13 protein-coding genes are annotated in these 14,372 nt (G+C 68.1%); 5 read left to right on the top strand and 8 right to left on the bottom strand.

Features of this window, described 5'->3' with window-relative positions; translation table 11 throughout:
• Positions 1-73 precede the first annotated feature (73 nt).
• The gene (locus tag IE269_RS38455; protein ID WP_189827967.1) at positions 74-1,306 is read left to right on the top strand and encodes an oxygenase MpaB family protein; all 1,233 of its coding nucleotides are present in this window, start codon (positions 74-76) and stop codon (positions 1,304-1,306) included.
• 158 nt (positions 1,307-1,464) lie between these two features.
• Here IE269_RS38455 and IE269_RS38450 read toward each other — a convergent pair whose 3' ends face one another.
• Entirely contained in the window at positions 1,465-2,001 is a 537-nt protein-coding gene (locus IE269_RS38450) for an RICIN domain-containing protein (protein ID WP_189827966.1), read from the bottom strand.
• 707 nt (positions 2,002-2,708) lie between these two features.
• On the opposite strand from IE269_RS38450, the gene IE269_RS38445 reads away from it, so the two are divergent.
• Positions 2,709-2,993 carry a hypothetical protein gene (locus IE269_RS38445; protein ID WP_189827965.1) on the top strand — a complete coding sequence of 95 codons (285 nt, stop codon included), beginning with the start codon at positions 2,709-2,711 and terminating at the stop codon, positions 2,991-2,993.
• A gap of 111 nt (positions 2,994-3,104) precedes the next feature.
• On the opposite strand, the gene IE269_RS38440 is transcribed toward IE269_RS38445, so the two are convergent.
• Positions 3,105-3,773 (bottom strand): hypothetical protein, encoded by a 669-nt coding sequence (locus IE269_RS38440; protein ID WP_189827964.1) that lies wholly within the window; start codon positions 3,771-3,773, stop codon positions 3,105-3,107.
• A 199-nt stretch (positions 3,774-3,972) separates the two neighbouring features.
• Here IE269_RS38440 and IE269_RS38435 point away from each other — a divergent pair, with 199 nt between their 5' ends.
• The gene (locus tag IE269_RS38435) at positions 3,973-4,521 is read left to right on the top strand and encodes an EF-hand domain-containing protein (RefSeq protein ID WP_189827963.1); all 549 of its coding nucleotides are present in this window, start codon (positions 3,973-3,975) and stop codon (positions 4,519-4,521) included.
• A 142-nt stretch (positions 4,522-4,663) separates the two neighbouring features.
• Here IE269_RS38435 and IE269_RS38430 read toward each other — a convergent pair whose 3' ends face one another.
• The 3 genes from IE269_RS38430 to IE269_RS38420 form a co-directional block, all read right to left on the bottom strand.
• A complete protein-coding gene (locus IE269_RS38430; protein WP_189827962.1) occupies positions 4,664-6,025 on the bottom strand; it encodes a cytochrome P450 in 1,362 nt (453 codons plus the stop codon).
• 69 nt (positions 6,026-6,094) lie between these two features.
• Positions 6,095-7,729 carry a hypothetical protein gene (locus IE269_RS38425; RefSeq protein ID WP_189827961.1) on the bottom strand — a complete coding sequence of 545 codons (1,635 nt, stop codon included), beginning with the start codon at positions 7,727-7,729 and terminating at the stop codon, positions 6,095-6,097.
• A gap of 624 nt (positions 7,730-8,353) precedes the next feature.
• Positions 8,354-8,917, bottom strand: a complete 564-nt coding sequence (locus IE269_RS38420) for an EF-hand domain-containing protein (protein WP_189827960.1) — start codon at positions 8,915-8,917, stop codon at positions 8,354-8,356.
• A gap of 363 nt (positions 8,918-9,280) precedes the next feature.
• Here IE269_RS38420 and IE269_RS38415 point away from each other — a divergent pair, with 363 nt between their 5' ends.
• A complete protein-coding gene (locus IE269_RS38415) occupies positions 9,281-10,102 on the top strand; it encodes an IS5 family transposase (RefSeq protein ID WP_189827959.1) in 822 nt (273 codons plus the stop codon).
• Here IE269_RS38415 and IE269_RS38410 read toward each other — a convergent pair.
• The 3 genes from IE269_RS38410 to IE269_RS38400 form a co-directional block, all read right to left on the bottom strand.
• Positions 10,029-10,589, bottom strand: a complete 561-nt coding sequence (locus IE269_RS38410) for a hypothetical protein (protein WP_229898453.1) — start codon at positions 10,587-10,589, stop codon at positions 10,029-10,031. The two genes, IE269_RS38415 and IE269_RS38410, sit on opposite strands and share 74 nt — an antisense overlap.
• A 1,058-nt stretch (positions 10,590-11,647) precedes the next feature.
• A complete protein-coding gene (locus tag IE269_RS38405; RefSeq protein ID WP_229898454.1) occupies positions 11,648-12,055 on the bottom strand; it encodes an ATP-binding protein in 408 nt (135 codons plus the stop codon).
• 284 nt (positions 12,056-12,339) lie between these two features.
• Entirely contained in the window at positions 12,340-12,654 is a 315-nt protein-coding gene (locus IE269_RS38400) for an STAS domain-containing protein (RefSeq protein ID WP_189827957.1), read from the bottom strand.
• Positions 12,655-13,702: 1,048 nt separating this feature from the next.
• On the opposite strand from IE269_RS38400, the gene IE269_RS38395 reads away from it, so the two are divergent.
• Complete coding sequence (locus tag IE269_RS38395; protein ID WP_189827956.1) at positions 13,703-14,359, top strand: 2OG-Fe(II) oxygenase; 657 nt, start codon at positions 13,703-13,705, stop codon at positions 14,357-14,359.
• Positions 14,360-14,372: the final 13 nt, after the last annotated feature.

Genomic DNA, 14,372 nt, shown 5'->3' with positions numbered 1-14,372 from the left:
CAGGCTGCTCCGATCGGGGGACTGTCCGCGCTCCCATGCTCTGGTGACGGGAGCGATTGACCAAGATCAGCTCATGAGCAACGCCATGACACGACGTCACCTCCTCAGTACGGCAGCGGCGGCCGGTGCCACCGCACTGGTGGGCGCTGGGCCGGCCACCGCATCCGCCCGGGTCGCACCGAACCGCGAGCCTTTGCGGACTGTGGCCGAGGTCGACCCCAAGGAGAGGGCCCATCTGGAGCGTCTGAAGCAGCTCGCGGACCCGCCGTGCGACGAAGCCGTCGCCGATGTCTTCCGGCGTGGGCAGGGCGCGGCTGTCAATGAGGCGCTCAAGGGTTGGGAAACCAACGGCCAGGCGGTGCCGGACGGGCTGCCCGCCAAGCTGCGCGACTTCCTGGAGTCGTCCTTCCAGCTGCCGTCGTGGGCCGACCCGGAGCAGATGGCCGCGGGGCACCGTTTCGCCCGGGCCAACGCGCAGCAGATTTCGTTCGCCGCGGTGCTGGATGTGACGCCCGAGCGGATGCGCTACCCCGCCTCGGCCGCGGCCATCTTCGGGATCGAGGGCCCGCACGACAACAAACAGGGTTTCGCCAAGGCGCTGCGGGCCGTGGGCGACATGCTCCGCCCGGACCCCTACGGTCCCGACGGGGCAGGGTTCGTCACGCCGGTACGGGTGCGCATGGCGCACTCCGCGGTGCGCTACCTGCTGCACACGGAAGGGAACTGGGACACCGCGAAGTGGGGTGCACCGCTCAGCCAGCTGGACATGCTCGCCGAGGGGAACCTGTTCACCAGCTACCTGATCGATCACCTGTACAAGCTCAACGTGGACCCGAGCGAGCAGGAGGCGGAGGACTACTTCCACGAGTGCCGGGTGGGCGGTCACCTGCTGGGCATGTCCGACGACGGCATGCCCATGACCCTGACTGCGGCACGCGAGCGGGCGAAGGCGGTCGACACCCTCCACGCGCGGGTGACGCCGCAGTCCGCGACGTACGTCAAGGCGACGATCGAGCACTTCGCCTCCATGGCCGGACCAAAGGACATGACCGTGCCCCCGGCGACCGCACTGGTGCGCTACATGCTCGGTGACGCGGACGCCGACGAGTTCGGCCTGGAGCGCTCGATGTGGGATGCGGTGGTGCCGACCGCCGTGTGGGGCTTCTTCGCCGCAACCCAGTTCGGCGGACTGCCGACACCGTCCGCGACGATGACGCAACTCGCGATCAAAATGGTCCGGTACGCGATGAACGACGGCCAGGAGATCGACCTGGCCATGCCGCTGCACCTGTACGGACACCACTGACGCCTGCATTGCGCCGCCGCTCGGCTCGCCGGCGTGCGGGCAGCAACCGTCACCAGCCGACAGCGGTCCGACCCGGTGCCCGTGGAGTGGGGCAGGGGCGTTCGGAGGTGGAAGGCGCAGGCGCCGGGGCGTATACGGCTCGCCCCGGCGCCCGGTTGTCAGGCGATGCCGTCCGCTGCGGCTTCCGTCTTCTCGGTCTTCAGGACGACCTTCCAGTACTGGGAGAACGAGGGGGACGTCCCCCACATCGAGGTCGGCACCACGTAGACGTCGTTGAGCTGGCGGTTGGCCTGCGGGGCGAGCGCGTGGCCCGGGAAGGCCCGGGGGATGAGGGCGTAGCTGTCGGCGTCCTGGGCGACGGCGTCGCTGCCGTGCACCCGCAGGAGCTGCCACTGCTGCTTGGGACTGTTGTCGGGCTGCTGGAGGCGGGGGTAGTCGGTGGCGCTGTTGCCCGCCGTGAGGCAGCGGCCGTTCTCGTTGCTCTTGATCAGGAAGTAGCCGCTTTCGGGCGCGGCCTCGATGTGCCAGAGGTGCCCCAGTAAGCCCTTGTCCTTCTGCACCGGGTCGAGGTTCCAGATCTGCACGGCCTGGCCGATGCCGTCGTGGTAGTTGTCGGTCTCCAGGTACGTACCGGTGACCTCGTGGATGAACATGTACGGGCCGGTGGACTTGCCGTTCACGAAGATGCTGGGCACAGACGCTCTCCTTTACGCTCATACGAACGGGGCAACTTCGACCTGGACGCTACCTTTCACCTGGACCGTCCGAAACCATCGGAATTGGCCACGGTGGCCGCAACCGTCCGGAGATATGCCGGGCTGCCGCAGGGCGGCAGAAGATATCCGCACGGGAGCGCACGCAAGGGCGTGAACCGGGCCGGCGGGCAGCGTGCGCGGCGTTGTCTGCGACTGCCTCGGTGCCTGGTGACGGTGCATCTGCCCGACTTCGGCGGAGCCAGCTTGGTGGAGCAGTCGGATTTCTACCCCCTCTGACCGTCGGCAGGATCGGAGACGCCCGTCCGTCTTTGCTGGCGAGGCGGGCGTCTCGGCTGCCTCGGTCCGTCGGTGTGCTACGGCCGGCCTGGGCCGCTTCGGCTCCGGCGGGGGCACCGGCACCCGCTCCTCGTACGCATAGGCGGACCCATGTCCCCCGGTCCGGAACCAGCCGCAGAGCGGGGCGTCTGCGCCGTCCCCTCCCTCGGCATACCTGGTTCACTCTGTCGTCCTCCAGCTCACTGATCCTCTTCTGCAAAGCTGTGATCGGGGACGGGTCCCCGGCGAGGAGCCGCGCTCTCAGAAGTACCCCGAAACCCTCCTTTAAGTGAGACCGGATTCCGCGAAGATCGCCATATCGGAAGGCGTCTTCATGCGTGACATCCGAGAGGTCGCAGTCGTTCTCACGGGTGATCAAATATGTGACGGCAGGACTTGCTACAGGCGCGCTGCTGCTGACCGGCGGTGTGGCGCAGGCCGACGAGGATGACCCCGTCCGAGCGGAGCAGGCACGCCAGCACACCGCTGCTGCCGGCCAGAACCTGATGCGCGAGCACGCCGATACGGCACAGCGGCCCGGGGAGGCACCTGTTCTTCTTGCGCCCCGGCGGCCGGGCAGGGAGGTTCCCATCGAGGTCGACTTCACCGCGAACGAGGATTCGAAGACGGCCATGCTGGACGTCGAGAGCTCCTGAGGACCACGCTCGGCGGCATGGCACCCTGCCCGTGACGGTCTGCTTCTGTGGCAGGCGCTTCCCGGTGTGCCCCAGACGGCCAGGGCTGTTGGCTCTGCCGTCCGGGGGTGGTTACTGGTCGGCGAGGAGGCCCGTGATGAATTTGCGGCAGCGGCCCTGGCCCACGGGGCGGATGCCGTGGATGAGCTGGGCGCCGTAGACGGTGGCGGTGCCGGTGTCGGCGGGCAGGACGTCGGGGTGCCCGGTGACGGTGTGGATCCAGGATGTGTCCTGCTCGCCGCGCGAGATCTTGTCGTGGGGCGCGATGCGGGTGAAGCGCATGCCGGGTTCGTAGCCGCGGTGGGGGCCGTCGGCCAAGCGTGTGTCCCAGATGCCGTCGCTGGGGGCCGTCTCGATGAAGAACTCGCCTCCGGTGACTGCGTCTTCGACGCTCACGCCGATGCGGGCGACGTGCCGCGGTCGGGCCAGCGGGTCGGGCCCGATGCCGTCCAGGTGGCGGACCGCGCCTTCGCCCGGCCCGAACTCGATGTACTGCCAGGGCGAGGTGCCCACCGCTGAGGGAAAGACCTGCTGGATCTGCGGAAGATGCCGGGCGACAGCGGCATCGAGAACCTCCTGCACCCGCGGGGGCAGATCGTCGAGTTCCTCGCCCACGTAGGCGGGCGACCAGCCGGTGGCCGCCAGGTGGTCGTCAAGGAGCCCGGTGAGGAAGGCGATCTCTTTCGGGTCCAGGAAGCCGGGCACGGAACGTACGGCGAGCGTCTCGGTCAGCGTGATCACGGTCGTCCTCTCATGACGCTGGACAGGGGCATCCGGCCCTGCCGGCCGGGCCCGCAAGCCCATCCTCGGACGACAGCAGGCAGGGCGGCGGGGCGCGACGGCGGCGCACGGGGGCACGCGAACACCGCCCATGGAGGGCCGTGTGGCCCGCCTAGTCTCGGCTCTCGCACCCACCACCACTATCCGCGAGGGGTTTTCCGTGAGCGAGCTCGACGACTACCGGGCCAAGATGGCAGCCCGCTTCCACACCTTCGACCACGACGGCGACGGCCACCTCACCCGCCAGGACTTCCAGCTGATGGCCCAGAAAGCCGCTCGCGCGTTTCCCGGTCCCCGCTCCGACGGGCAGGACCAGACTGCCCCCCTCGCGGAGGCAGCCGACCAGTACTGGAACGGCATGGCTGCACTCGCCGACGCCGACCGCGACGGGCGGATCACCCGCGAGGAATTCATCGGCGCCGCGCTGTCGGGCATGCACCAGGACCCCGAGGGGTTCGCCCGGATTGCGCTGCCCTGGCACCAGGCTGTCTTCACCGCCGCCGACCACGACGGCGACCAGCGTGTCAGCGTCGCCGCAGTGGAGTGCATGCTGGTCGCACTCGGCGCGGACCCGGCCCAGGCCCGCAGGGTCGCGGCCGAACACCGCACCGACGCCGACGGACTCGTCACCGAGAACGAAGTCCTCTCCGCGGTCGCCGCCTACTACACCACCAGCACCCCCCAGCAGGCATTCACCATGCCCCGCTGAAACACCCCCGTCGCCCGGAACCGCCCCGTGGTTAGAAGCTGTTGTCTTTCCGGACTAATGACGGTGTTTTCACTGGTCAGGCATAGGGTCGGTGGCTGCGGGCGTACGAGTGCCGCAACGCCCTTGGTGGACCGCCTACGTATCAGATGTCCGCAGCCGTTGCGGACTCGACTGACATGGTCAGGTGGGTGGGTCGGGGGATGGTGGCCAGTGATTCGCCGACGATGTTTCCTGTGGCCTGACGTAGGTGCCAGCGGGAGAGGAGTGTGGCGAGCACGATCTTCATTTCCGTCCAGGCGAAGCCGTCGCCGACGCACTTGGCGTTGCCCGCGCTGAAGGGGATGAAGGCGCCCTTGGGCAGGTCGGCCTGGCGGCCGGGGAGCCAGCGGTCGGGGTCGAAGCGGTCGGGGTCGGTGTAGTGGCGTTGGTCGTGGTGGAGCGCGTGGATGCTGTACCCGATGTCGGCGCCCTGGGGGACATGGACGCTGCCCAGGGTGATCGGGGCGGTGGTGCGGCGCATGAGGAACAGGGCGGCGTGGCGTCGGCAGACCTCGTTGAGGACACGGTCGATGAGGCCGAGACCGGGGAGGGCCTCTACGGTGACGGGCCCGTCGGCAGTGGCGGCCAACGCTTCCGCGCGGCAGCGTTCGGCGATGTCGGGGTGCTGGTCGAGCTCGTGGAAGGCCCAGGCAAGGGTCATGGCGGTGACCTCGGTGCCGGCGATCAGGATGTTGATGAGTTCGTCGCGGATCTCGGCGTCGGTCATCGGCTCGCCGGTGTCGGCGTCGCGGGCGCGCAGGAGCATGGAGAGCAGGTCTGCGTGGTCGCCGTCGTCGGCACGGTAGGTGCGTACGGCTCCTTCGATGGCGGAGCGCAGTTCGCGAGCCGCGGTGTCGAAGCGGCGGTTGAACGGCAACGGAAGCCTGCTCAGCGTTGCGGGCATGAGGGCGCGGATCACCGCACCCTGGGCAAAGTCGGGTAGAGAACGGCCGATCACGGCCCGCACGGTGGCTCCGAGCGGGGTGCGGATCATCGCTTCGGAGACGACGGCGGCAGCCAGATCGCTCATGGCCTTGACGACGTCGACGGTTTGTCCGGGGTGCCAGGAATCGGCCAGCTGCTGGGCGTGGCGCCGCATGATCCCGGCGTAGTCCTTGATGTGCGAGCGGTGGAACGCGGGCTGGACCAGGCGGCGTTGCCGGTGGTGCCAGGATCCGCTGGAGACGAGCAGCCCATTGCCGAACAAGGGCCGCAGCTGGTCGAAGAAGCGTCCCTTCTCGAAAGAGGCCGCGTCGGTGACCAGGACGCGACGGACGAGTTCGGGCGTGGTGAGGAAGTAGACGGGGACGGTTCCGACATTGACGCGGACGACGTCTCCGACACCGGCGAGGGACTCCAGGAAGCCCTTGGTGTCACGCAGGAGGGCGACCGAATGCCCCAGTAGGGGAAGGTGACCGGGCGCGCGGGACAGGGAACCGGCCGGGGTGAGCAGGGCGGGGGTCATGGGCTCTTTCGGTGGTGGGACAAGAGGGACGCGGTGTGGGGCGGGTCCCGGGCGACCGGGGATACCGTCTTAGGGGACTTCGCCGTCTGCGGGCGTGGTCGTGGGTCTGGTGCTGGAGCGCACGTTGAGGACGCCCAGCAGGCGGGAGATGTTGCGGCCTCGGGCCATGGAGAGGAGGGCGCACACTGCGACGGTCGTGCGCACCTGCTGGTGGTCGCCCGTCGTGGCCAGGCGCATGAACCGGATCAGTACCTCGTTCCCGTCATGGTCCAGTGAAGGGACGGTGGCGGGGTTCGCGCCGCGAGCGAGATCGAGTGCGCGCTCGGCCCAGCGGTCGAAGTCCTCGACGATGTTCCAGTCGACGTCGTCGGCGTCGACTGTGCCGAGCAGGCTGGTATCGGCCGGCACGGTACGTGCGCGAAGAGCTTCGGGGACACTTGCCGCAGTCCGCAGGTCGAAGATCGCGGGCAGCAGGATCGGCCGGCAGGTGGTGCACAGCTCGGTCTTGCCGTCGAAGGCACGGTGGTAGGCGTCCCGGCTGGTCAGGTGAGTGCCGTGTGGGGCGGTTTCGCACAGGTCCGCGACGGTGGCACGGTCGACTTGGAGGGCGGCGCCTGCCAGGAGTGCGCCGGGGCTGTATCGGGGGATGACCAGCGCCCAGATGTACCAGTTCAGGGTCCCTTGCGCACCGGAGGCGATGTCGCGGCCGGTGAGGACATCGGTGACGTTGCGCAGCAGGCAGCCAGCGACGGCGTGGTAGGCGCCCTCCCGGTCCAGCCCGAGTTCGTCGAGACGGCCGATGAGGAGGCGCGAGTGGGTCAGGACGTTCCCGTAGGCGCAGTCGTAGGGGATGTCGTACAGGCCCGCGGCCCAGATGCTCAGGCTCATCTGGGTGAGTTCGTCGGGGAAGGGGGCGTCCCCGTGGCGGATGTAGCCGGGGCCGGCGCAGTTGTAGCCGTTGGTCAGCCACCACAGTTCGTGGTGGACGTCGTAGGTGAGGCCGGTTTCCCGGTGGGGGGTGTGCAGGCTGTGAACGTATTCCTGGAGGTCGATGTCCATGGCGCCGGTGACGACTTCGATCAGACTTGCCTGCTGTCCGGGGCCGGCGGTGGCGTCGGGGAGGTGGACGTCGTGGGAGGCGAAGCCGTCGCGTACGACCAGGGCGTGGTCGTCGATGCCGCAGATGTACCAGGCCATCGACTCCTCGTCCGTGGGGCCGTACGTCATCGCCCAGGAGCCGGTCCATCCGTAGACGCAGGTGGGGGTATTCTCGCCGCGCCAGGCGAAGCCCAGATCGGCGCAGAGGGCGGCCCAGTCGTGTGGCGGGTTGAAGTGGCGGCGCCCGAGATCCTTGGGCGGCAGCAGGCACAGAGTGTCGGTGGAGTCCGCGGGGTGGGGCGGGTCCTGTACAGCGATGTCGATCAGGGACGCGCCGACAGGTGCCGGAACGGGACGCGCGCGGGAGGCGAGGGTGCTGGTGAGGCCGACGAGGAGGTTCATCAGCCAAATGGGCAGCAGGGCGTCGTCGTCGAGGACGTGGGTGTGGGCGGCCCAGTCGGCGCAGGCGTCGAGGATCGGGGTGAGGTCGGCCTCCGCGAACGGTGCCCGGGCCCGGTCGAGGGCGGCTCGGGATACCGGGTCGAGCGGTCGGCCGTCACGGGAGCGGCTGTGGCACCACACCAGCACGCAACCGGTGCGGATCATCTCCTCCAGGCCATTGACGTCTGCGTCAAACAGCAGAGGGCTGCGGTCCGAACAGTGGGCGGCGAGAGACGCAGCAGTACCCCACGCCTCGTGGAGCGGGCGCGGCTGGGGGCGCAGAGGCAGTCGGCCCCGTTCGTGGGCCAGGGCGATGCTGGAGCGAAGACAGGTGCCGGAAGGCACTGAAGGGATAGGCGGCAACACGACTCTCCGTGATCTACAGGTGAACGGGGTGTCAGCGATCGGGGCGATGCGCGCAGTGAACCGAAAGACCGGCGCCATACCGATCCGAGATCGCCCCTATCCGTGGCCGTGTCCGATCTCGGACCGGTCGCCCCACCGGCACGGGCGACGGAGAAGAAGGCTGTCCCGAGCTCCACACTCCGTCCAGGAGGAGGACGACCTCGCGGGCTGTGCTCCTGGGACAGTCGGGGGTAGGTGTAGCGCCGACGCCGGTCGGCCAACCCAGACCGGAGAGTTGTTCACGCGCGGGAAGGGGGGCGGGCCCTCGATGGCTTCGCGGCTGTATCGGTGGAGGTCGAGATGGATTTGTCCCCCACCAGAGGCTGCCACCCGCGTAGCGGCGTGCTTGCGGCTGCGCGGGGGCCTCGCATGGGCGGGGTGAGCCTAGGCAGCCGTCGGCGGCCTGCCGTACAGCCAGTTGCCTGCGGCCTCGGGGTCACTGCTGGTGAAGTACTCGACGGTGGCTTGCTCCAGCTCCGACTTGTCGATCACACCGTTGCCGTCACGGTCGAGACGAAGGAAGCTTTCTTCGATCTCCGTGCGGGACATCTTCGGGGACTGCGCCAGGATGAAGCCCGCGTACTCGTCAGGCTGGATCACACCGTCGCCGTTGATGTCCGCAACGCTCATCACACTGTCGATCAGCTCGCCGGAGACTTCTTCGAACAGCTCCGGCCGGGCGAAAAGGCCCCGGATCGCCGTGAGGAAGGAGTCCCGGCGTACCTTGCCCTCCTCGTCGGCATGGGGAAGCTGGACCTTCTTCCAGGCTGAGCGATAGGCGTCGACCAGCTTCTGCTCCTGTGACGACCCGGTGGCGTAGTTGAACTCCTGCGCGGCCCGCTGGCCCATCAGAATGTGGTCCTCTTCTGTGAGGACCCCATCCCCGTCTGCGTCGAGCAGATCGAAGTAGTGCGTCATCTTCAGCGTGACGAAGTCCGTGGCGGACATCGCGATCCTCTCCTTAGCCGGCCCAACTCCCTGTATGGAGCTGGCCACACCCAAAGAACGATCAACTCCCGCTTCCGTAACTCATCGCCATGTCAGAAGCCGTATCCCCATCGATCATGAGGACTGCTCTGACCGAACAGAGGTCCCTGGTCGGGTGATCTCGACTGGGTGGATGCATGAAAGCAGGACCTCTTGGTAGCTCGGGTTGCGACACCACTCGTGCACCAGGAGGCCCTGTTGTCCCAGATTTGCGTGGCGGCCCTGTTTCCATCCAACCCCCGCGCTTCGGCGTGCGATTGTCTCGCGCACCGGTTCGGGAACGCGGCCGACCGCCCGGACAGAGTGCAGCGGTACCCGTCGGACATGACGGATGCCCAGTGGGCGGTGGCGCGTGACGCGTTGCCGGTGCCGGCGTGGCTGGAGGGCCGGGGCGGACAGCCGGAAGGCTACTGCCATCGTCAGATGCTGGACGCGATCTTCTACGTCACCGACAACGCCATCAAGTGGCGCGCGATGCCGTGCGACTTTCCCGCCTGGGACCGTGTGTACGCATTCTTTCGCAGGTGGCGCAAGAACGGCATGGCCCGGGAGTTTCACGACCGGCTGCGCGGACGCCTCCGTACAGCCGAGGGGCGCCAGGTGGAGCCGACCGCAGGGATCATCGACTCGCAGTCGGTGAAGGGAGCCGCCTCGGTGCCTGCCGCTTCACGCGGGTACGACGGCGGCAAGAAGATCAACGGAAGGCGGCGGCACGTAATCACAGACAGTCTCGGCCTGCTCCTGATGGTGCTGGTGACCGCGGGGAACGTCACCGACCGGCAGGCCGCCCACATGATGCTGCCCCCACTCCATGCCCGGTTCAGGAAGAGCACCCTCATCTGGGCGGACAATGGCTACACCGGCCACCTGGTTACCTGGGCGAAGGAGAAACTCCGGCTCACGCTGCAGATCGTCAAACGCAGCGACGACATGGCGGGGTTCGTGGTGCTGCCAAGATGGTGGTGTGTGGAGCGCACGTTGGGGTGGTTGATGCGATCGCGGCGTCTGGTGCGGGACTTCGAGACGCTGCCCGCCTCCAGCGAGACGTTCATCTACTTCTCCCTGGCCATGCTCATGAGCCGCCGACTGGCCCGCCCGGCATGCCGACCGCCCTCCGAGCAGCCGCAATGGGCTGCCGCGGCATGAACCGCCCCGACGGCGACGCCGACAGCCAACCCCGCTCGACCAGACGCTTCGCCCTGGAGCGGACCGTCTCGACCTTCGCCGGCACCACCTCAAGCCCCAGCCGGGCCGCCAGCTCCTTCGCCGACACCCCCTCACCACCACCCGGCCCGCACTCCACCAACTCGACGATCCGCCGGTAATCCAGCGCGAGCGCCTGCACGGTCATCCCCTCCCCGCACCGCCGCACGACCGACCCGGCCACCGGGACCTGCCCCTCCCCGGCCACAACGGGCGCCGGATCTGGCGCCTCGGCAACGGGTGCGACCACCGCATCACGGTCGGAGGCCAGGGCCTCACCCAGTTCCGCCCGGGCGATCGCCCTGCGTTCCAACACCACCTCGGCAGCCCCGAGTTCCGCTAGGATCCGGTCCGCTTCCACCCGGAGCTCCTCCACCCGCACCCGGGCAGCGGCTTCCCGCTTCTCCAGCAACCCCATCACCGACGCCACCAGCTACCTCCGCGCCACCGAGAACGAACCGAACGCCCCAACCCTCCCTCGGCAACACCAAAACCATGCCTGAACAGCGGAAACTCAGCGATCACATCCGGAAAGACAACGCCTTCTTAAGTAAGTGAGTGGGGGCTCTGGTCCACTTCGTGTGGTGACAGCCCAAACTGCGGTGACAGGGAGGCAGTCGGCTCAGTGCTGCGCAGGTCAAGCGCCTTCGGTAGAAGTACACGTCAGGGTGCCAGGCAGACACCACACGAAGTGGACCAGAGCCTGAGTGGGGGCGTCGTTTCTCGATGACTGCGGGAGTCGGTGTCTGACCGAGTTTGCGATGTCAGTTTGTTCTGACGTCGGTCGGGGTCTTGCGCTGTGACTGTGGGGTGTGCTTCTGCAGCCGGGGGACCTGATAGCTGTCTCGTACTCAAAGGTTGAGTTGTACGCCGCGATCCGCCGGGATCACCTTCCGGGATGTCGCTGCGCTCGCTCCAGCGCGTGCACAACGTGACGTGGCGGACGGGTCCGCAACCACGTTGTCGGCTCTGTACTGGTGAAGCTGCCCTTCCCTGTCGTGTAGCGGAGCGTGACTGACTACCGGGATCTGCAATGGCCAGCAAATGGTCGCTCGCGGCCTGAAGCGGCCCCATCACACGGGGTGTTCTTCCGCTCGCGCCGACGCTTCCCTACTCTTGCCCACAGAGACGTCGGGCTTCGCCCGCGCATCGGCTCCCCGGACCCTGGGCCGTGACGACTCGCTGCGACCCGCTGGAGCAGCGTCACCGATCACGTGCTGCTTCAGCCTCCGCCCTCCGCACGGGTCCTGGAGAGGCATCTCCCGCTGCCGCCCGGGGTCCACGACGAGGACACCCGCGCGAGGGCTGGTCCCAGAGGGGGGGCCTCGCGCCCGGCCGCCGCCGCCGCGAACGCGGCGGCGGCCGGACCCCCGCACTCAGCACGGGTCCACTCGGGTTTACCCGCCGCCCACCGGACGCATCCTTGCCGTGTGCATTCTCAGCGGCGGACGGGTGGCGCACTTGCTGGTGGGCGATTCTGCTCTCTGTTCACAGCATCTGGCGGCCGGCCGCGGCGCCGCCCGGGTCGTCGGCGAGGGTCAGGGTTGCCCGGACGCGCTTGCCGACCGGCGCGCGGTGCATCTCGAAGCTTTGGCAGAGCGCCGTGACCATTTCCAGGCCGTGCTGGCCGATCCGGGCGGGGTCCGGCGGCATGATGACGGGAAGAGTGGTGTTGCTGTCCCACACCGTCACCGCGACCACGCCCCCGGTGGCTTCAAGGGTCAGCAGGCAGGGGCCGGGGGCGTACTTCTGGGCGTTGGTCACCAGCTCGGTTACCACCAGCTGGGCCATGCCGATCGCCCGGCTCGACACGGGCAGCCCGTGCACGGCCTGCAAGGACTCCAGGAAGTCCCGCGCGGTGTCACGGGCACCACCGATCTCACCGGTGTCGTTCACGGCAACGGAAACCGCTCCCAGGGGCCCGACCAGCTGTTGTTCTGCGTCCTGCTCAGCGAAAATCATCTGTGCGCCTCACTGCCGAAGCGTTCTGCTCTCCCACCCCGGCTACCCCAGAATCCTCATCACAGCCCCGCGCCTGGCCAGGCGAGTGTCATCCACGCGGTGGCCGTCTCGTTTTCCAGGCTTTCGCCGTGCTTGCTGAGTTCAGCCGCGAGCTCAGCGTCTCCGGTTTCTGCGAGGGCCTGGTTGCCGTCCGCGCCCGCGGTTCGGGAGGCGGCCGGTCAGAGCTTGGGGGGTGCCTCTCGGCCTGCCCAGGCGTCGTCCGCGCTGGCGTAGCGCGGGAACTCCTTGGTCGCGCCGAGGATCTCCAGGAGGCGGCCGATGAAGGGCTGGTCGTAGACCAGGCGCAGGCCGTGGCCTGCCTGTTCGCAGTGTTCCTGGGCGGTGCTCAGTTCGTTCAGTACGGCGGAGTCCATGAAGGTGACCGGCCGCAGGTCGACGATGAGCCAGGCGTCCCGGGTCTGGTCGGTGGTTCCTCGTAACAGGACGGTCAGGACGTGGAGGTTGGCGATGTCGAGGTCACCGGTCAGCCGCACGATGCGGCATTCGGCTCTCGGTACGGGCCATGAGGTGTTGTCGATGGGGTTTCCTCTTCTTCGCGGTGCACCAGGCACGAATCAACGCGAAGAAGACAGGAAGCCGCACGTCGGGTGGCATGGCGGAGGCCGCCGCATTCGGGGCGGCGGCCTCGTGCCCGTGCGGCGCGGTCCCCCCTTGGGGCGCCGCGGAGCACTCCCTCCAAGCCGCCGGGGGCATGAATTAGTCCGGCGTCGAAATCGCTCCGAGGGACGGTCCGGGCCTGCACAGCACCCGCGGGAGTGGGTGCGGGGCCCGGCGTCTGTGCTCCGCAGGCTCACTCTGCTGCGGAAAAGAACCTCTGTCGTGGCAGCACCTGACTGGTGCGGAGAGGCTGTCTGTCCTTTGAACATAGAACAATAAACGGAAGATCGTACCCAGAACGCAAAAATTGGTATGAAGGGGACCCTTCGCGCTCTTCTTCCTCCAAAGCGCTCCCGTCACTGCCGGAACAACCGGCGTGGGCCCTGGCCATCCAGCGACATCAAAGCGCATTGACATTGATCATGGCCGACGAGCTCAAACGACTCCCGAAGTCACCGCCAAACCACTCCCGCAGAAACTGAGACAGCCAGCCCCGACCGCATCCCCCTGGGCTGAAGTGCGATACAGGGTTCCGTTACACCCCGACGGCCATCGTTCGAGGGTGGGGGGCAGCCGGGCGAGGGGTTCGGTGAAGCTGATGCGGGGTGTGGCCCTCGTGTGCCCCCTGCCTCCGTCTTCTTCTTGGTGGAGCGATGGTGGCAGCTCAGCGTCGGGGGTGCCGTGAAGGGCCAGAGCGGTTGGGTTGGGGGTGATTGCCGCGTTCACGGTCGGTCGTGGCCCTTCGTGGTGCGGACCGTAGCCGCGCAGCCCGCGTGAATTCGCCCCTGACTCGAACCCGTCCTTCTCCAGACTTGGTGGAATCACAGCCGTACCCACCGTCTGCCCCTATCTCCCCAGACTGCGCCGATGTGCGCCTGGCGTGCGCCCTGCCGCGAGTTCCGGGTGTGGGGTTGGCTGAATGGTATGACCGATGCGCTGAAGGACGGGCCGGGCCCGGTGGTGGCGGACACGGTGGTGGGCCCCGGTGTACTCACCGGGCATGCGACGCCGACGGCGGTGATGCCCGTTCCGGTACTGCGGCTGGAGAACTTTCTGGGCAGCGCCAATGCGGAGCGTCTGCACGCGTTCGCGGTCGCGCATCGGCCGGAGTTCGTGGCGGGGGACGACTCAGAGTTCGGCCGGCAGGCCGCCTACCTCCCGCTCGACAGTCCCTTCCTGCGGCAGGCACTGGCGAACTGCCTGCCCCTGGCCCGTTCCGTGCTCGGTATCCAGGCCCCCGGTGTGAAGGTCGCCACCCAGATCACCGCCTACGGCGACAGTGCCGGCTTCGCCGCACACACCGACGCCGGAGAGCTCGGCTTCGACCCCGTGCACCAGCTGACCGCCCTCTACTACTTCCACCGCCGTCCCAAGGCGTTCACCGGTGGTGCCTTGCGCCTGTACGACGTCGCCGCCCGGGAAGGGAAGGCATGGCGGGCGGAGAGCTACCGGGAGATCGAGCCCGGCTTCGACACCCTGCTCCTCTTCCCCGGCACTGCCTACCACGAGGTCCTGCCGATCCAGTGTGCGTCCCGGGAGTTCGGCGACTACCGCTTCGCCGTGAACGCCTGGGTCTCCTGAACCCCACCCGCCC

Origin of the sequence: Streptomyces spiroverticillatus (assembly GCA_014650415.1) — a bacterium.
Lineage (GTDB): Bacteria > Actinomycetota > Actinomycetes > Streptomycetales > Streptomycetaceae > Streptomyces > Streptomyces spiroverticillatus.
The sequence above is the reverse complement of the archived record's forward strand: the minus strand, read 5'-3'. Positions and strand labels throughout refer to the sequence as shown.